At 53.6% G+C, this 18,655-nt stretch carries 11 protein-coding genes and 1 pseudogene; all 12 read left to right on the top strand.

Going from position 1 to position 18,655, the window contains the following annotated elements:
- Positions 1-142: 142 nt before the first annotated feature.
- A complete protein-coding gene (locus ACYVHB_RS30675) occupies positions 143-1,645 on the top strand; it encodes a helix-turn-helix domain-containing protein (protein ID WP_461055854.1) in 1,503 nt (500 codons plus the stop codon).
- Positions 1,646-1,867: 222 nt separating this feature from the next.
- On the top strand, positions 1,868-2,515 hold the full coding sequence (locus ACYVHB_RS30670; protein WP_461055853.1) for a response regulator: 648 nt from the start codon (positions 1,868-1,870) through the stop codon (positions 2,513-2,515).
- 66 nt (positions 2,516-2,581) lie between these two features.
- Positions 2,582-4,315, top strand: coding sequence for an ATP-binding protein (locus tag ACYVHB_RS30665; RefSeq protein ID WP_461055852.1), 1,734 nt, complete (start codon positions 2,582-2,584; stop codon positions 4,313-4,315).
- 260 nt (positions 4,316-4,575) lie between these two features.
- Positions 4,576-7,806: a SusC/RagA family TonB-linked outer membrane protein gene (locus ACYVHB_RS30660; protein WP_461055851.1), complete on the top strand. Its 3,231-nt coding sequence runs from the start codon at positions 4,576-4,578 to the stop codon at positions 7,804-7,806.
- Positions 7,807-7,820: 14 nt separating this feature from the next.
- Positions 7,821-9,416: a RagB/SusD family nutrient uptake outer membrane protein gene (locus tag ACYVHB_RS30655; protein ID WP_461055850.1), complete on the top strand. Its 1,596-nt coding sequence runs from the start codon at positions 7,821-7,823 to the stop codon at positions 9,414-9,416.
- A 14-nt stretch (positions 9,417-9,430) separates the two neighbouring features.
- Positions 9,431-10,537, top strand: a complete 1,107-nt coding sequence (locus ACYVHB_RS30650; protein ID WP_461055849.1) for an IPT/TIG domain-containing protein — start codon at positions 9,431-9,433, stop codon at positions 10,535-10,537.
- Between the two features lie 32 nt (positions 10,538-10,569).
- A pseudogene (locus ACYVHB_RS30645) lies at positions 10,570-11,517 on the top strand (glycoside hydrolase family 27 protein); the annotation flags it as partial.
- Entirely contained in the window at positions 11,497-11,844 is a 348-nt protein-coding gene (locus ACYVHB_RS30640) for a hypothetical protein (protein ID WP_461055905.1), read from the top strand. The pseudogene ACYVHB_RS30645 and the gene ACYVHB_RS30640, both read left to right, overlap by 21 nt.
- Before the next feature lie 47 nt (positions 11,845-11,891).
- Positions 11,892-14,990, top strand: a complete 3,099-nt coding sequence (locus tag ACYVHB_RS30635; protein ID WP_461055848.1) for a glycosyl hydrolase — start codon at positions 11,892-11,894, stop codon at positions 14,988-14,990.
- 30 nt (positions 14,991-15,020) lie between these two features.
- Entirely contained in the window at positions 15,021-16,568 is a 1,548-nt protein-coding gene (locus ACYVHB_RS30630; RefSeq protein WP_461055847.1) for a TolB family protein, read from the top strand.
- Positions 16,569-16,583: 15 nt separating this feature from the next.
- Positions 16,584-17,747 carry a glycoside hydrolase family 26 protein gene (locus tag ACYVHB_RS30625; RefSeq protein WP_461055846.1) on the top strand — a complete coding sequence of 388 codons (1,164 nt, stop codon included), beginning with the start codon at positions 16,584-16,586 and terminating at the stop codon, positions 17,745-17,747.
- Between the two features lie 49 nt (positions 17,748-17,796).
- Positions 17,797-18,441, top strand: coding sequence for a hypothetical protein (locus ACYVHB_RS30620; protein ID WP_461055845.1), 645 nt, complete (start codon positions 17,797-17,799; stop codon positions 18,439-18,441).
- Positions 18,442-18,655 lie beyond the last annotated feature (214 nt).

Raw genomic sequence — 18,655 nt, 5'->3', positions numbered from 1 at the left:
TTCTTTTTACATGACACATTGATTATAGCATGAAGATAAAGAGCGATGATTAAATAAATAGCGAACATTCGCTAAAAATTACACATTCGCTTAAAATTCTTTATTATCTGAAAGTTTGTCTGCGAATAGTTATTTTTGCCCCATGACATCAGACCGGGAAAAAGTGCGGCTCATCTTCGGGCTTAAACTCAAGCAGCTACGGAATGACCTTGGTATATCGACGTATGAATTAGCTAACCGCACGGGCTTGTCGCCTTCCTATTTGAACGAGATTGAGAAAGGTAAGAAATACCCTAAAACGGAGAAGGTATTTTCCATTGCCAAAGCATTAGGTACCGATTACGACACGCTGGTGTCGCTGAAGGTAAGTAAACAGCTCGAACCCGTCGTTGAGCTTCTCAACTCAAACGTCCTGAGTGAGTTACCATTCGATTTGTTTGGCATTGAGCCGGGATATTTTCTGGAAGTGATGGCCAACGCGCCCGCCAAGCTGAGTGCGTTTATCAGTACATTGATCGAGATTGGCCGGAATTACGACCTCAAAGTCGAACAGTTTTACTTCTCCGTGCTGCGGACGTACCAAGCCATGCACGACAACTACTTCGAAGACCTAGAACTGGAAGCCGACGCCTTTTTAGCCGACCATCCGCTACCCGACGCACCCGCCGATTGCCCGGCCTGGTTATCCGGCGTACTAATCAGCGAGTATGGCTGTGCGATAGAAGACTACGACGCAGCAAAGCACCCTAATCTTTCGGCGCTGCGCTCTTTATTCCTGCCCGAAAAAAACAGGCTGCTGGTCAACAGTCGCTTATCGAACGAGCAACGAGCGTTTACGCTGGCGCGGGAAGTCGGCTACCGTCGGCTGAAACTAACCGTGCGCCCACTGGAATCGTCGGTGCTGGAAGCCCGGTCGTTCGATGAGGTGCTGAACAACTTCCGGGCGTCCTATTTTGCGCGGGCCGTGCTGATTCCCCGTCAGCGGCTGCTTGATGAGTTAACAGGCATGGTGGTGCTGCCCCACTGGCAGAATGACCGGCTGCTGGGCATGATGGCCCCGTTTGCCGTGACGCCTGAAATGTTTCTGCTGCGGACGACGAACCTGCTAACCAGCCATTTCGGGTTGAAAGAACTGTTCTTTCTGCGGTTCAATCACCGGATAGACGCGCTACGGGGCAACTCGACATTTCAACTCACGAAAGAGCTGCACCTGAGCAAATTACATACCCCACACGGCACAGCCCGCGACGAACATTACTGCCGTCGGCAGGTGTCGGTAACGATATTGAACGAGCTACGGCAACAGCAACAGGATGGGCAGTGGGACGGTCAGCCAATCTGCCGGGCGCAGCGAATTAAATTTTCAACCAGCGGGAACGCCTATTTCGTCTTTTCGATAGCAAAATCGTCTCCCCCCACAACCGACAATAGCAGTATTAACATTGGCTTTCCGCTCAATGAGGAGCTTCGCTACGTATTCCGTTTCATTGATGACCCGGCCATTCCCGAAACCCTCGTTGGCGAAACCTGCGAACGTTGTCCTATCCCGGACTGCGAAGTACGGGCAGCCGCGCCCGTTGCATTGATGAGTCAGCAACGGACTCAGACGATTCAATGGACCATTGAACGGCTGCGATTCGACTAAAAATATCGCTACCATTCGATTGGTTCGACTGTAGGGTTTACCCTAAATTTAGTAAAAGTCGGGTTTTCACTATTCTAATTATAATCTGGTTAGTCCTACTTTTGCTAAACAAAATTCTATTTAGACGGTGAACAATTGGCGTGTACTCCGCTTTTATGCATGACTTGTTCACCCTGAATTGTACTGGTAGTAGCCACACTCGACGTAAACTATTTTGACTGAATGATACGGGTGTTGATAGCGGATGACCACAATGTTTTTGTTGAGGGCATCGCATCGCTTATTTCGGTGTTTCCTGAAATTGAAGTGACGGAACGATGCTACTCGGTGGCGGAGGCTATGGAGCGACTGGCTCTGACAACGGTTGATGTGGTCCTGCTGGATATTTCGTTTCCACACATTGAGGACGGGCTTGGCCTGTGCGAGCACATTACCCGCACCTACCCAGCCACAAAAGTTATTGCGCTAACCATGCACGACGACGCCAGCCTGATTAAGCGGGTCGTAAAGAAGGGGGCAAAAGGCTACTTGTTGAAAAATACAACCAAACTGGAGTTGTTGCAGGCTATTCAGGCAGTTCATTACGAGAAACAGTATTTCAACGATGCCATCACGCATATTCTGCTGAACGATGGCCCCAAGACGCGGAAGTCGACCACCGGAGCGGGCATAAAGCCCAACCTGACGCCCCGCGAATCGGAAGTGCTGGCACTCATTGCTCAGGGACTGACTACCCAGCAAATGGCGGCTCACTTGTTTGTTAGCGCCAAAGCTGTCGAATTTCACCGGAGCAGCCTGTTGCTTAAGTTCGGCGTTTCCAACACGGCACTGCTTATTAAGCATGCTATGGAAATGCAATATATTGACTGACAACGGTTTGTAGTAACGTAAGTAATGAAATTAGGTTCTGCACGTTTCCTGTTCCGAAAAAGCTGTTTGGGAGCGGTTCTCCTGATTGGGATGATGGGCTGCGTCCAATCCGTTTGGGCGTCGTCGGAAACGGTAGCGATTGATAGTCTCAAAAAGCAGATTCGGCAGTTGGTCGTGAACAGGAAATACGGACAGGCTGCTACATCCTACGGGCATTTGGGGTGGCTTTACCAGCAACGATACGGGTACAACAAGTACACAATGGACTGCTATTTTAACGGTCTCAAGTATTACAACCTGACGGGCGATTCGCTGGGGTATTACAACCAGCACATTGTCATTGGCGATTATTACACGCATGACTTCTTCATGCAATCGTACGCCGAGCAGTATTTGAGGAAAGCGCTTCAGTATTTTGAGCGGACCCGTAACTGGCCTAAGATCATCGAGTGCCGATTAGGATTTGCCAACATCGATCAGAAAAAAGAACCTACGCCCGCCGGTTTAGTGACCCAATTGCGCGAAACCGAACGGCTTAGTGCTCAGTATAAACAAGCCTATTTCCAGGCCTATGCGCTGAATCTGCTGGCAAATACGTACTCACGGGCCAAGCAACCTGATTCGGCTCAGTATTTTGCGGATCGAAGTTTGGTAATGGCTCGTCAGTTGCGCGTCAACTGGCTGATCTCGTTGAATCATTTTATTTTGGGTATCGTCGAGCAGTTCAGGAATCACCCGAAAGAGGCCGTTGCCGCTTATCAGAGAAGCTACGCAATTGCCAAAGCTGAAAACAACCTGTCGATGCTGCGGGAATTATCGAAGCACTTCGCCGACAGCTATTCCCGGATGGGTGATTTCAAGAATGCGTATGCGTTCTCGCTGCAGGGGCTGGATTACACGAACCAGTTTTATTATTCGGAGCAGACCAAGAGTATCCGATTGCAGGAGTTAGATAGCCAGATCAAGACCCTGGCGGTTGAAAAACAGTTGGTTGAGGAACAAAGTCGTCATCAACGCGTACTGAATTCAACGTTAGTAATTATTTTGATTATCAGCGTGTTAGGTGTAGCCGCGCTGGTTTTCCTTCGGCGTCAGCAAAAGCTGATTGCTCACCAGCAGGCCGTTATCGCGCAACAGCAGATCCGGCAGTTGGAACTGAAGTCGCTGCGGGCCATGATCGAGGGGCAGGAAGGGGAACGCAGCCGCATTGCCCGCGACCTGCACGATGGTCTGGGCATTCAGTTATCACGGATTAAACTGTTTGTGGAGGCCCATCAGGAGCAGTTGCCCCTGTCGGTGAAGGAGCCGTTGAACCAGTTTCTGGATGAGGCCTGCACCGAAACCCGGCTGATTTCCAGCAATCTGCGCCCGTACGCCCTGTCGACGTTTGGGCTGGTTCCGGCGCTGGAAGATCTGGTGCAGAAGTTGAACTTAGTTAATGAGACAAAGCTGGTTCTGGAGCATTACGGAGATGTACCGGCCTGGGGCGACGAAGCCTCGGTGATGATCTACCGGGTTGTGCAGGAACTGCTCAACAACGCACTCAAGCACGCAAACGCGCAAACGATTACGGTGCAGATTATGGCCAGTGACGAAACCACCTTAATCAATATAGATGACAATGGGCAAGGCGGCAATTTTGCGGATGCGCCCTCCAAAGGTAATGGCATTGCCAACATCAAGTCGCGAATCGCCTACCTGGGGGGACAGGTTATGTGGCAGAGTGAACCTAAAAAAGGGACTTCCGTCATGATCTCACTGCCCACCCAAAAGTTAGTTAAGAACCTCCAGCCGGTATAACACATTGACCTGAACAGCAACATCAATAACCGTTATGAACTATGAAAAACACCCGCGCTCTTATGAAGTGACCTGAGTCTTCTCCGCCACCCGCTCACTTTGTAATTCCGACAATAGACTGACTGAAATCCTGGCAAGTCCAGGTACTACTCTCAAGCGCAGCTTTTTGGGGAGTCGACACTGTCATGTCCTTTTAGAACGAATTACGCTGCAAACTATAGTTTCCCTATTTACCAAATTACACCATTATCTCTTTACCCATGATTAAACATGTGCTTTCGGGGGCCTTCGTCCTGAGTAGCTGGATCGGAATCCACGCGCAGGACCAAATAGCCAGCAGAGCCGTTACCGGCAACAACGCAGTCGCGCTGCTTGCCACAACCGGTGCAGTAAACGGTCGATTCGACGTAAAAGCCCTGATTCAGGGGACGGTTTACGACGATAAAGGGACGGGGCTGCCCGGCGCGTCGGTATCGGTGAAAGGCACCCAAACCGGAACGACAACTGACGTAAATGGTCGGTTTTCGCTTAATGTGCCCGCGAATGCCAAGGTTTTGGTTGTTTCCTACATTGGCATGACCACGCAGGAAGTGACCATTGGCAACCGGCAGTCGCTTGATATTCGGTTAGTGCAAGCCAGCAACGTGCTGAACGACGTAGTCGTGATTGGTTACGGCACGCAACGGCGGCAGGACGTGAACGGGGCGGTGTCGAGTGTGAAAGCCGAAGACATCGCCAACATTCCCCAAACCAGCGTCGACCAGTTATTGCAGGGTCGGGCGGCCGGTCTGACCATCACGCAAAACTCGGGCCAGCCGGGTAGCTCTACGTCGGTGCGGATTCGGGGCATCACCTCGCTGACGGGCAGCAGTGAACCCTTGTACGTCATCGACGGCGTACCTGTTTCGGGCGATGCCAACAACCAGAGCACGAGCGGCCGGTCGCCAGTGCAGAATTTCAACGGCAACGGGCAGAGTTCGGTGAGTCCGCTATCGGCCATCAACCCCAACGATATTGCTTCAATAGACGTGCTGAAAGATGCCTCGGCTACGGCCATTTATGGGAACCGGGCGGCCAACGGCGTTATCATCATCACCACCAAACGGGGTAAGAACGGCAGCGCCCGGATTGGGTACGACGGTTACGTGGGTGTGCAGTCGCCATCCAAGTTCCTCAACGTGATGGATCTGAAGCAGTACGCCCGTCTGCAAAACACGTTGGCTGATGCGTACGGTACACCCCGGCGGGCCGAATTCGCCGACCCCAGCCTGCTGGGACCCGGCACCAACTGGCAGCGCGAGGTGTTTCAGTCTGCCGTTATGCACAATCACCAGTTGTCGTTTTCGGGTGGTAAGGAAGGCATCAACTACTACGTATCGGGTGGTTACCTGAACCAGGACGGCACCGTGATTGGGTCGGGTTTCAAGCGGTTCACGTTTCGCAGCAACATCGACGCGCAGGTAAAAGAGTGGTTTAAAGTGGGGCTGACCCTGACCGGCAGCAACACGATGGATCGGGTGACGCTCAACGACAACGTCGGTGGCATTGTGTACCTGTCGCTACAGCAGTCGCCCGACCTCGTGGTGCGCAACACGGATGGCTCTTTCGCCGGTCCGCCTAATGACCCCACGGCCGTGTCGAGCGTGATTAACCCGGTGGCCCAGGCGCTGAGCATCACCAACCGCTTGAACCGCAACAACCTGAACGCCAACCTGTACAACGACCTCCGGTTTACCAAAGACCTGACGTTGCGTTCGGAAATTGGCGTTGACCTGAACTACTCGGACAACATCTACTTCCGCCCGACGTATTCGTGGGGCCGGTTTGTGAATCCGACGGCGTCGCTGAACCAGCGCTGGCAGAAAGGGTCGTTCTACATTCTGAAGAACTACCTGACCTACACGCACCTGTTCAACCAAAAGCACAGCGTAACGGCCCTGCTGGGGCACGAAGTGCAGGGGTCGAACTGGAACGGGATCGAAGGCAGCCGGTCAGGTTTTTACAGTAATGACATCCAGACGCTGAACTTAGGCGAAGCCGCCACAGCCACCAACAGCGAGTACAAAGGCAGTCAGACGCTCGAATCGGCCTACGCACGGGGTATTTACTCCTACGGCGACAAGTACAGCCTGACCGCTACCATCCGGGCTGACCGCTCGTCGAAGTTTGCCCAAGGCCAACAAGTGGGGTATTTCCCCTCATTTGCCGCGTCGTGGCGCCTGACGGAGGAGCCGTTCATGGCGGGAATTAAAAACACCCTCGAAGACGTGAAAATCCGGGTCGGCTACGGAGCCGTGGGGAATCAGCAGATTTCCAACTACCTCTATGGCTCCTCACTATCGGCGTCGGCAACGGGGCTGGGCACGGGTTTCCTGATCGACCGGATTGCTAACCCCAACCTGAAATGGGAAAGCAATACGCAGTTCAACGCTGGGGTCGACGTGAGCCTGCTCAACAACCGCATTAACGGAACCGTCGACGTGTACAACAAACTGTCGAAGAACTTCCTGTACCAGTTGCCGCTGCCCGCTTACCTGATCGGCGATGTCAGCTACTTAGGTGGTATTTCGTCGCCCTACGTGAACCTGGGGCAGATGCAGAACAAGGGCGTCGACGTGACGATTACCTCGCGGAACATGGTGAAGTCGGATTTCAAATGGACCACGACGGCTATTTTCTCGCAGTACCGCAACTCGGTAAAAGAACTGTCGGAGAACTTTACTGAAATCATTAACAGTGTCTACACCGGTTTCCTGAACGTACCCGTTACGCGGACCACGGTTGGACAACCCATTGGGCAGTTCTACGGCTATAAGGTAAAAGGCCTTTTCCAGACGACGGAGCAACTGGGAGCCGCTCCCATTCAGTTTGGTCGCCCGGTGACCAACTCTGGTGCCGGTACATGGCTGGGCGACGTGCAGTACGAAGACGTGAACGGCGACGGCGTGGTGAATGAGCAGGACCGGACGATTATTGGCAACCCGAACCCCAAGTTTACGTTCGGCCTGACCAACACGTTTACTTACAAAGCGTTCGACGTGAGCATCTTCTTACAGGGTTCGTACGGGTCCAAAATCCTGAATCTGACCCAGCGGACGGCAGGTGGCCTGTCGAGTCTGTACACCAACCAGTTTGCCTCGGCATCTGACTACTGGACGCCAACCAACACCGACACGAACATTCCGGCTCCCCGGAGCGGCATCGACAACCCGAACCTGTTCATCTCAGATCGGTTCGTGGAAGATGGTTCGTACGCCCGCATTCAAAACCTGAACGTGAGCTATAACGTACCCACTGCGTTTATCAACCGCGCCAAACTGAACCGGCTCAAGGTCTACGCCAGCGTTCAAAACCTGTACACGTTCACCAAATACTCCGGCTACGATCCCGAAGTGGGCGCGTTCAACCAGAACTCGCTCCAGATGAACGTCGAAAATGGTCGTTACCCGCTGCCCCGCACGTTTACGGTGGGTGTAAATGCTGAATTCTAATCCATTGCAAAACCATGAAAAACACACGTAAAACATACATTGTTACCCTGCTGACGGCGCTTGCCATCACGGTGTCGGGCTGTAAAGATTCGTTCTTCGACCGCGCGCCCGAAGATGCCCTGACGCTGGACAGCTATTACCAGAATGCCGAACAGGTCCGGGCTAGTACCAACGCCCTTTATAATTCACCCTGGTTCAACTTTAACAACAAGGCGTCGTGGGCCATTACCGAACTGTCGGGTGGCAATGCCCGCACTTACTCGGGCGACGTGGTGAACTTCGCTAACTTCTCGGTCACAGCCGACAACAACGAGTTGACCAACGCCTGGCGGTCGCTGTTTTCGGTGGTGGCGCAGGCCAACGCGCTCATCAACAACCTGCCCGCTAAAGTGCCGTCGTCGGTTGATCCGGCTATCGTGAACAACGCGCTGGGTGAAGCTCACTTTATGCGGGCAATTGCCTATTTCTATCTGGTAAGGTTATTTGGCAACCTGCCCATCATCGAGAACACCCTCGATTTTGTGTACTCGCCCAAGATCAACACCAACCCGGTGGAAGATGTGTATACCTTCATTATCCGGGATCTGGAGTTTGCCGAAGCCAACTGTACCAAAAAGATCCGGGTGGGCAGTTCCATCGAGAACGGCCACGTGTCGAGCGGGTCGGCGTCGGCGTTGCTATCGAAAGTGTACCTCTACAAGCAGGATTATGCTAAGGCACGTCAGTACGCCGAAAAGGTGATTACAAGTGGTGAGTTCAAGCTATATGGTACGCAGGTGGCGGGCAGAACGTTTACGGACCTGTTTCGCACAGCTAACAACAACAACGAAGAGTCGATTGCGGCCCTTCAGTGGGTGGGCGGCAGCGCCTATGGGCATGGTAACTCGCTACAGGCTTCGTTCGCCATCAGCTCACAGATCACCGGCACGGGCGACGGATACAGCGTAATTGGACCCACGATTGATTTGCAGAATGAGTTTGCTAAAGAACCCGGCGACGTACGTCGGCAGGCCACCATCATGCTGGCCGGTGACCGGTATCCTGAACTGAATGCGGCCGGGGGTGGCTTTACCGTACCCGCCGATGTGAACGCGCAGAACACGCGGGCGGGCATCAAAAAATACGTAGTGGGCACACGGGCCGATAACGGCGGGCTGGGTGCAGCTCAGTCGGCCGGTAATAACACCTACCTCATGCGCTACGCTGAAGTGCTGCTCATCGAAGCCGAGGCCGTACTGGCGGGAGCCGCCACAACGAGCGATCCGGCTGCACTGACGGCTTTCAATCAGGTTCGCACCCGCGCCGGGCTGCCCCCCAAAACGGCCCTCACGCAGGCCGACATTCTGCGCGAGCGTCGGCTGGAACTGGCTATCGAAGGCGACTACTGGTTCGATCTGGGCCGGATTGACGGCTTCAACGCCAAAACACACCCGAAGGCGGCCGCTATTATTACCGCGCAGGAACGGGGCACGTTCGGACCTGACCGCACCGTAATCTACTCCGAGCATTTCACTCCCGGCGACGACAAGTTCCTGTTCCCGTATCCATCCACCGAAACGGCTATCAATCCGTTGCTGACACAGGCTCCGGTGCCTTACACGTTCAAATAATCAAGCACTGAATTATGAAAACCATATTGCGTTATGCCCTTGCCTTGAGCTGGGTTATTGGATTGGCCAGTTGGTTTACGGCCTGTAAGTCCGACGACGATGCCGTTGATCCTGCGCCGGTAATCAGCCGGGTCCGCACCGTCAGCCGGGACTCTACCTATACCACTACGATACAAACCAGCCTGACGGCTACCACCACAGGAACGAGAACCATCCCCGTCGCACTCGATTCAACGACGACGCTGGGTCAGCCCGGCCGGTTGTACGCCATTATCGGCGAAAACCTACAGAAGACGAAAGCCGTTTACTTCAACGACGTCAGCGTGTATTTCAACCCGGCTTTTGTGACCAGCACCAGCATCATGGTGGCCATTCCGGTAACGACGCCGTTCAGCGGCAGCAACAAAGTGCGGGTCGAAACGGCAAGCGGTCAGGCCGAATTCGGCTTTTCCATTAAACAGCCGTTTGCGACCATCACCAACGTCGACCAACTGGCTGGTAATGCAGGCGACATCATCACCATCACCGGAACTATTTTCGACAACGTGTCGGCGGTAACGTTTGGCACGACCCCCGGAGAGATCACGGCCAAAACGCCAACCGAACTGAAAGTTAAAGTGCCGACCGGGATTACCTCTACGACACTTGCCGTGACCACGCCGGGCGGCACCACCGCATACAGTGTACCTTTCGGATTTAAATACGCGCTTTTTGAGGACGCCCCAACTACGGGCTTCACCTCTGGCGGCTGGAATGGCAAACCAATCGTGCCGTCGACAGGCGTGGTGAAACGGGGCGCAGCTTCCATGCAGTATGATTATACGGGTGGCTTCGGTGGATTCCAGAATTTCATTGGTGCCCCCGTTGCTCTGGCCAATTATACCGGTATTAAACTGGCCCTCTACGGCGGCAGCGGCACCGATGGCAAGATTATCAAGATGGTCGTGAATGGTAACTATGACGGAGGAAAGCAGTTGGTCCTCAAATCGGGCACCTGGCAAACCTTTGCCATTCCGCTGAGCGAACTGGGCGCTACGGGTAACCTGACCGAGATCACGTTCCAGGAGTTCAGCGGTAACGTGCCGGAAACGATTTATGTGGATGATTTAGGATTGTATTGACAGCGGAAAGAGCCATCACGCATACTTGCGTGATGGCTCTTTTTTCTTGCCATCCGCTAACTCCCATGAAAAAAACATCAATTCTGTTCCTCACTCTGTTTGCGGTCGGCGTGGCTTTTGGCCAAGGCAACAACTACAAGCAGAACTACAGGAAGTTCGACAATCTGGCGCTGACCCCACCCATGGGCTGGAATAGCTGGAACAAGTTCGGCTGCAACGTGGACGAAAAACTCATCCGAGAAGTAGCCGACGCGCTGGTTTCTACCGGGATGAAGGCTGCTGGCTACACCTATATCAAAATTGACGATTGCTGGCACGGTGACCGGGACAGCTTAGGCTTTATCCACCCCAATCCGCAACGCTTTCCGTCGGGCATGAAAGCCTTATCCGATTACATTCACTCGAAAGGGCTAAAACTCGGTATTTATTCGGATGCCGGTTCGCAAACTTGCGGAGGTAAGCCGGGTAGCCGGGGCTACGAATTTCAGGATGCTCAGACCTACGCCAAGTGGGGCGTTGACTACCTCAAATACGACTGGTGCAATACCGAGGGACTAAAAGCTGAAGGCGCTTACAAAACCATCACCGCAGCCATCCGCAAGGCGGGTCGGCCCATGGTGCTCAGCATCTGCGAGTGGGGCAACGACAAACCGTGGGTGTGGGGGCCAAACGTCGGGCATCTGTGGCGCACAACCGGCGACGTGTACAACTGCTTCGACTGCATCAAAGACCACGGCTCTTACAAATCGTGGGGCGTTATGAAGATCTTGGACAAGCAGGACGGCCTGCGCAAATACGCCGGACCGGGCCACTGGAACGACCCCGATATGCTCGAAGTGGGCAACGGCATGAGCTTGGGCGAGGACCGCGCCCATTTCGCGATGTGAGCGATGATTGCGGCTCCGTTGATTGCCGGTAACGACTTACGGAAAATGTCGGCGGAGACGAAGGCCATCTTGATGGACAAAGATGTGATTGCAGTTAACCAGGATTCGGCGGGCGTACAGGCGTTTAAATATGCCGTGAAAGACAGCGTCGAAACCTGGATAAAACCGCTTCAACGTGGCGACTGGGCGGTTTGCTTCCTGAACCGCAGCAAATCGGATAAACCCGTCGACTTCAACTGGGCCAGTGAGTCGGTCGTCGACGAACTATCTGGAAAAGCCCTCGACGCGAAAACGAAATCTTACGCGGTGAAAAATCTGTGGACCAAGAAAGAGACCGGAGCAACGAACCAACCCCTGAAAGCCGTTGTGCCTGGCCACGATGTGCTCATGGTTCGCCTGACGCAGCAGCGTAGTAAATAAAGCGTGCAGTTACCCAATTCATAAATTCACCTCAACCCCTCATCTGTATGTTTCTCAATTTACTGATTACTTCCAATAAGGCGATTAGGCGCCGTGGCCGTACGTTCCTTTATTTGCTGGTCGGGTGGCTCGCGGCTGGTATGACGCCCGGATTTGCAGCCGCCGATCCAATCCGAATCGAGGCCGAAGCGGCTCAGGGCGTAACGCTCAATGGGGTGCAGATTGCGGCCACCCCAGCGGGCTTTTCGGGCACCGGCTATGCCTGGGGTTTTGACGACGCTAACGGGGCCGACAACATTGTTTTTACCATTCCTTCCCCGGTTACCGCTGGCGAGTATGAATTGACTATCGGGTATTACTCACCCTACGGCGACAAAACCACCCGGTTGACCGTCAACGGTGCCACCAGTGAACACGTGCTGAAATTAACGGGCACGACGTTCAGCGCGGTCACAGTTGGTAAATTTCAACTCACCGCTGGCACGAATACCGTCACGCTTGCTCAAAACTGGGGCTATTATGGCATCGACTACATCGTTCTAACGCCAGCCGCCGTTAAACCACCCACCATTGTGCCGCTGGTTAATGGCCGCATTGAAGCCGAACTGGGCGATCTGACCGGCGTTGAGGCAGCGAGTGCCAACACCGGGTTTTCGGGCACTGGCTACGTAACGGGCTTCGACAACGCAACCGATAAGCTGACGCTGACGTTCAACGCGCCCGCCGGTCTCTATGAAGTGGCAATGGGCTATGCCTCGCCGTTTGGAGAAAAGACGGCAGAACTTACGGTAAATGAGGATGGGGGCAGCGCTCTACTGACGCAAACACTCAGTGGATTCAGTTCAAAGGGCGTCGGTCGGTTTCTGCTGAAAGAGGGTCTTAATACTATTACCATTTACCGGGGCTGGGGCTATTATGATGTTGATTACCTCCAGCTTACACCCACGGTGGCAACCTTGCCGACAAAGCCGCCTAAAACCCTCGTTGACGTCAGGGCCACCTTATCGACGACGGGTTTATTCTCGTATATCGTTGACCAGTACGGCAGTAAAACGATTTCGGGTCAGCAAGACGATGTGGAATACGTACTGGAAAAAACGGGCAAAGAACCGGCCATCGGCTCGTTCGATCTGATGGATTACTCACCATCCCGCGTTCAGTTCGGCACCAACCCCGGCCGACCCAGCGAAGCCATTATTAACTGGGCTAAAAAGGGCGAAGGACAGGGCATCGTCAGCCTGATGTGGCACTGGAACGCACCGACCGACCTCATCAACCAGGCACCGGATAAGCTCTGGTGGCGGGGTTTTTATACCGATGCGACTACGTTTGATATTGCCGCCGTACTCGCCGACAAAAACGGCGAGCGCTACCAACTGCTGCTGCGCGACATGGATGCCATTGCCCTGCAACTAAAGAAATTTCAGACGGCCGACGTGCCCGTTCTCTGGCGCCCGCTGCACGAAGCGCCGGGCGGCTGGTTCTGGTGGGGAGCCAAAGGGTCCGGACCGTTTAAGGAACTGTGGCGGATTATGTACGACCGGATGACGAACTACCACCAGTTGCATAATTTGATCTGGGTCTACACCTCCACGGATACGTTTAACGCAGACTGGTATCCCGGCGATGAGTATGTAGATATGGTTGGCATGGATATTTACGCCAGCGCATCGTCCAACATGAGCAGCAACTGGGCCAGTGCGCAGGCCCAGCTCAACGGCAAAAAGTTAGTGGCTCTGTCGGAAACGGGCAATCCGCCGAACATGGCTAAAGTGCGGGGATTTGCCACGTGGTGGTCGTGGTTCTCCACCTGGACGGGTGATTACATCCGAAATCAACCGGTTGACGCGCTCACTGCCCTTTTCAACGATGCTGACGTTATTACCCGTGATGAACTGCCAAACTGGCGGCCAGCCGTAACGCTGAAGGTGCAATATCAGGATAGCGACAACGGTCAGGTGGCTAATAATAACGTCAAACCCAACCTGACGCTGACCAATGAAGGACCAACGGCGGTGCCATACAGCGAACTGACGGCTCGGTATTGGCTCACAACCGAGAATTATGCCGGTATCAATACCTGGATTGACTATGCGGAGGTAGGCAGCAGCAAAGTGAAAATGAAGTACGTACCGCTGGAGAATCCCCGCAACGGCGCTACCGGCTACGTTGAGTACAGCTTCGACCCGTCGGCGGGTACTCTGGCCGCGAATGGCAGCTCCGGCCCAATTCAGTCCCGGTTTGCCAACGCCGACTGGGCGAACTTGAGCGAAACAAACGATTATTCGTACCGAACGGCTGCACAATACGCCTTGAACGACCGCATCACGCTTTACCGTACCGCTCCCGGTGGCGTTCCGCAACTGATCTGGGGAACGGAACCCGACGTGGTTGCGCCCGTGACGAAGCTGACGGTATATGCGCGAAATAAAAACGACCGGACAAACGGCAACTCGATTAGTACGCAGTTGCAGGTAGTCAACGAAGGCAACGTGCCGGTTGCGTACGGCGATCTATCGGTGCGCTATTGGTTCACGGCCGAGGGAACGCAGAGTCTGAATTACTGGATTGACTATGCCAAACTTGGAAACGGAAACTTGACGGGTCAGTTTGTACGAAACGTAGGCCGCAGCAAAGCCGACACCTACTTTGAGTTGAAAGTAAAACCGACCGTCGGTACACTTTATCCATCGGCCGGTACCGGTGACATTCAGTATCGAATCGCAAAGGCGGATTGGTCCGCTTTCGACGAAATCAACGACTATTCGTATGAGCAGACGGCTCCCCTTGACACCAACGGCCACATTACGGTTTACCACAAGGGTCGCTTAGTGTTCGGAACCGAACCGGCTGCCACAGCAAGCGGACGGCTGGCGAACGGCGAATTGACAACGCCGTTGCAGGTGACAGTGCTGGGGAATCCGGTGGTGGGCGACAACGCCGAAGTAGAAGTTCGCGGAGCCGAAGGGTCGCAGGTGAAATTGCTCCTGATTGATGAGAAAGGGGGGAAGTTGCTGGAGCGGAAAACCGAACAGGCATCAGCCATAGTCTCCTATTCGCTGCCGTTAAGTAAAACACCGGGTATCTACTTCTTACAGGTAAGTACGCCGACCGATGCCGTTACGGTCAAGGTCGTCAGGCCATAAGCTGTACCGAACATATACCCGAAAAAACTGATGATTAATTTAAAACTGACCGTTCTGGCGGGTTGTGCCAGCTTGTTAGTGGCCATGAACGGCTCCGTTCTAGCGCAGAAGCAATCCTTGGGCCTGTTCGACGGTCACGACGACATCGGGGCCGTGCTGAAACCGGGTTCCGCCCAATATGATCCCAAAACCCGCCAGTTCGAACTGGCGGGTTCGGGTTATAACGTCTGGTTCGACCACGATGAGTTTCATTTTATGTGGAAACGCATGACCGGTGATTTCATCCTGTACACACGGGCCTCGTTCATCGGCAAGGGCGTCGATCCGCATCGCAAAGTTGGCTGGATGGTGCGCAGCAGCCTCGATGGCAACGCCCAACACATCAACGCCGTTGAACATGGCGATGGCCTTACCTCGCTTCAATTCAGGCGGACCGCCGGGGCCAACACGGAAGAGATTCGGTCTAAACTGACCGGTGCCGACGTTATTCAACTGGAACGGCGGGGTAGTACGTACACGATGCGGGTAGCCAAATTCGGAGAGCCGTTCGTGACGGAACAGGTGACGGATCTGGCGTTGGGCGATGCCGTTTACGTTGGGTTGTTCGTTGGGTCGCACAACAAAGACGTACTCGAACGGGGCGTTTTCCAGGATGTGCGGATCAGCGTTCCGGCGCGGGAAAATTTCGTGCCATACCGCGAATACATCGGCAGTAATCTGGAAGTGATGGACGTAGCCAGCGGGAAACGCACTATTCTCCACTACTCGCCCGAGTCGCTACAGGCCCCCAACTGGACGCCCGACAACCGGTCGCTGATCTATAACAGTAAGGGTCTGATGTACCGGTTCGATCTAAAGAAAAAAACGCCGGTGGTCATCAACACCGACTTTGCCACTGGCAACAATAATGATCACGTCCTATCTTTTGACGGTAAGATGCTGGGGCTAAGCCATCACGTGAAAGAGGAAGGCAACAAATCCATCATTTATACGGTGCCCGTAAAAGGCGGTAAACCCAAACGCATTACGCCTGTGGGCCATTCGTACCTGCACGGCTGGTCGCCGGATGGGAAGTCGTTGATTTACACCGGGGAGCGAAACGGGGAGTTTGATATTTACCGAATCGGTGCGGATGGCAGGGAAGAAACACGGCTTACCACGGCCCCCGGCTTGGATGATGGCTCGGAGTATTCACCGGACGGACGCTACATTTATTTCAATTCGACTCGCTCCGGCACTATGCAGATCTGGCGGATGAAGGCCGATGGCAGCGATCAGCAGCAAATCACGAATGATGAGTATAACAACTGGTTTCCGCACATCTCACCCGATGGAAATCAGATGGTGATCCTGTCGTTCACCAAAGATGTCACGTCCACCGATCACCCGTTTTACAAACAGGTATACCTTCGATTACTACCAATCAACAATGGTGATCCGGTCCGTACGACGCCGAAGGTCATTGCTTATATCTACGGCGGTCAGGGCACGATTAACACACCGTCCTGGTCGCCCGACAGTAAACAGATTGCGTTCATCAGTAACTCAGCGCCCATCGCCCCGGCTCCGGGCCAGTAAACCTGTTTTTATTTTATGATTAATTACGCTTCGCTGGTTAGGTCGCTGAGTCTGTTGGTAGGCCTTTCCATTATTCAGGTCGGCTACGCAGCCCCGCGTCCCAAATTAATTGATCTGAATGCCACGGCTGAAACCAAAGCACTGCATCGTAACCTGCACAAACTCGCCCGAAAGCATATTCTTTTCGGGCACCAAAACGCGACCGAGACGGGTCACGGTTGGCGTGGCGATTCGAGTCGTTCGGACGTTAAATCCGTGAGTGGGTCGCATCCTGCCGTTGTGGGCGTCGATTTCAGTGGGCTGTCGGATCGACCACCCGAAGCCATTGAGCGGACAAAACTGTCACTGCGGAAGCAAATCGCCGATACCTATGACCGGGGCGGCATCACCACCGTGGCCTGGCATTTTACTAATCCCGTAACCCCGCAAACCGGTTTCTACTGGAAAGATTCGGTGTCGGCCCCGGCGGTGCCTAATCTCATTCCCGGTGGCTCTCACCACGAGCATTATAAAGCAATTTTGAGAACGGTAAGCAGTTTCGCCGGGTCGGTTAAGGGCAGGGATGGAAAGCTGGTACCCATGTTATTTCGCCCGTATCACGAGTTCGATGGGGGCTGGTTTTGGTGGGGAAAGCCGCATTGCACACAGGAAGATTTTACGGCACTCTGGCGATTCACCGTTTCCTACTTGCGTGATAGTTTGCAGGTGCATAATTTCATCTACACCTTCTCGCCCGACTGCCGCTACAAAACCGAAGCCGAGTACCTGGAGCGCTACCCCGGCGATGCTTGGGTCGATATGGTCGGCGTGGACAACTACGCCGACTTCGGGCGCGATGGTAAGTATAACCTCCCGGCTGGCATTGCTAAGCTCAAGATTGTTTCGGATTACGCCCAGAAAGCCGGAAAACTGGCAGCCTTCACGGAAACCGGCTTAGAGTCGATTCCCGATACGACCTGGTGGACAAATTCGCTGCTGAAATCGCTGAAGGCTGAAAAGATGAAGCTGGCATACGTGCTGGTCTGGCGCAATGACACACGCAGCCCCACGCACTACTACGCACCGTATCCGGGGCAGGTCAGCGTACCCGACTTTATGCGGTTTTATCAGGACCCTTACACCCTATTTGAGACTGATTTGCCCAAACTGTATCGGCGCAAGAAACTGCTCCTGTTCTAAAATTTACGTTCCTCAGCCCCATGAGGGGTTCTACCCTTAGAAAACTCCTATGAAAATCCTCCTAATCTGTATTTTGGCTCTAAGCCTGCTGGTGAGTTTCGCCCCAACCAAAAAAATTGGCGTGTTTCGGAAAAGCGAGGATGTTGGTCAACCGAAACTGGCCGGATCATCCCAATACGATAAGCGGACCAAAGCGTATGCTCTGAAAGGTTCTGGCTACAACATCTGGTTTGAACGTGACGAATTCCAATACCTGTTTAGAACAATCTCCGGTGATTTTACCGTCACCGCCGACTTCGAGTTTGTCGGCACGGGCAAGGATCCACACCGCAAAGTTGGCTGGATGGTTCGGGAGTCGATGGCCGACAATGCCTCTCACCTAAGCGCTGTCGTTCACGGCGATGGATTAACGGTGCTCCAATGGCGGGTAGCAAAAGGAGCCGCCATGCGCGATCCTGAGGACGAAATCTTCAGTCCGGAGAAGAACATTCAAACCGTTCAACTGGAACGCAAGGGCAGCACGTATACAATGCGGGTCGCTAGGAAAGGAGCTGATTTGCAGGCCGTTGGCTCGCATAACATGACTAACTTACCCGGCGAGGTGATGGTTGGACTATTCATTTGCTCTCACAATCCGGCCACAGTAGAAGAGGCTACCGTCCGTAACGTTCAGATTATTTCAAACAAAAATTAACCTGAATTATCAAGAAGCTATTTTTATATATCCTGAACGTAACAAAAATATCTATTACGATTTTGTTTACATAAGAAGGGCCGTATGCTGATTAGCATACGGCCCTTCTTACCTTATAATATCAACAGGTGGCACCTTCCTACTCTCCCGCCTTTGACGGCAGTACCATCGGCAGCACGGGGCTTAACGGCTCTGTTCGAAATGGAAGAGGTGA

This window comes from Spirosoma arcticum (assembly GCF_054779955.1).
Note: the sequence above shows the minus strand (reverse complement) of the source record. Positions and strands in the feature narration are given on the sequence as shown.

What these genes read in the sequence shown, in the direction of transcription:
- ACYVHB_RS30675 (WP_461055854.1), top strand. Translation starts at nt 143, where the DNA reads ATGACATCAGACCGGGAAAAAGTGCGGCTCATCTTCGGGCTTAAACTC.
- ACYVHB_RS30670 (WP_461055853.1), top strand. Translation starts at nt 1,868, where the DNA reads ATGATACGGGTGTTGATAGCGGATGACCACAATGTTTTTGTTGAGGGC.
- ACYVHB_RS30660 (WP_461055851.1), top strand. Translation starts at nt 4,576, where the DNA reads ATGATTAAACATGTGCTTTCGGGGGCCTTCGTCCTGAGTAGCTGGATC.
- ACYVHB_RS30655 (WP_461055850.1), top strand. Translation starts at nt 7,821, where the DNA reads ATGAAAAACACACGTAAAACATACATTGTTACCCTGCTGACGGCGCTT.
- ACYVHB_RS30650 (WP_461055849.1), top strand. Translation starts at nt 9,431, where the DNA reads ATGAAAACCATATTGCGTTATGCCCTTGCCTTGAGCTGGGTTATTGGA.
- ACYVHB_RS30640 (WP_461055905.1), top strand. Translation starts at nt 11,497, where the DNA reads ATGGACAAAGATGTGATTGCAGTTAACCAGGATTCGGCGGGCGTACAG.
- ACYVHB_RS30635 (WP_461055848.1), top strand. Translation starts at nt 11,892, where the DNA reads ATGTTTCTCAATTTACTGATTACTTCCAATAAGGCGATTAGGCGCCGT.
- ACYVHB_RS30630 (WP_461055847.1), top strand. Translation starts at nt 15,021, where the DNA reads ATGATTAATTTAAAACTGACCGTTCTGGCGGGTTGTGCCAGCTTGTTA.
- ACYVHB_RS30625 (WP_461055846.1), top strand. Translation starts at nt 16,584, where the DNA reads ATGATTAATTACGCTTCGCTGGTTAGGTCGCTGAGTCTGTTGGTAGGC.
- ACYVHB_RS30620 (WP_461055845.1), top strand. Translation starts at nt 17,797, where the DNA reads ATGAAAATCCTCCTAATCTGTATTTTGGCTCTAAGCCTGCTGGTGAGT.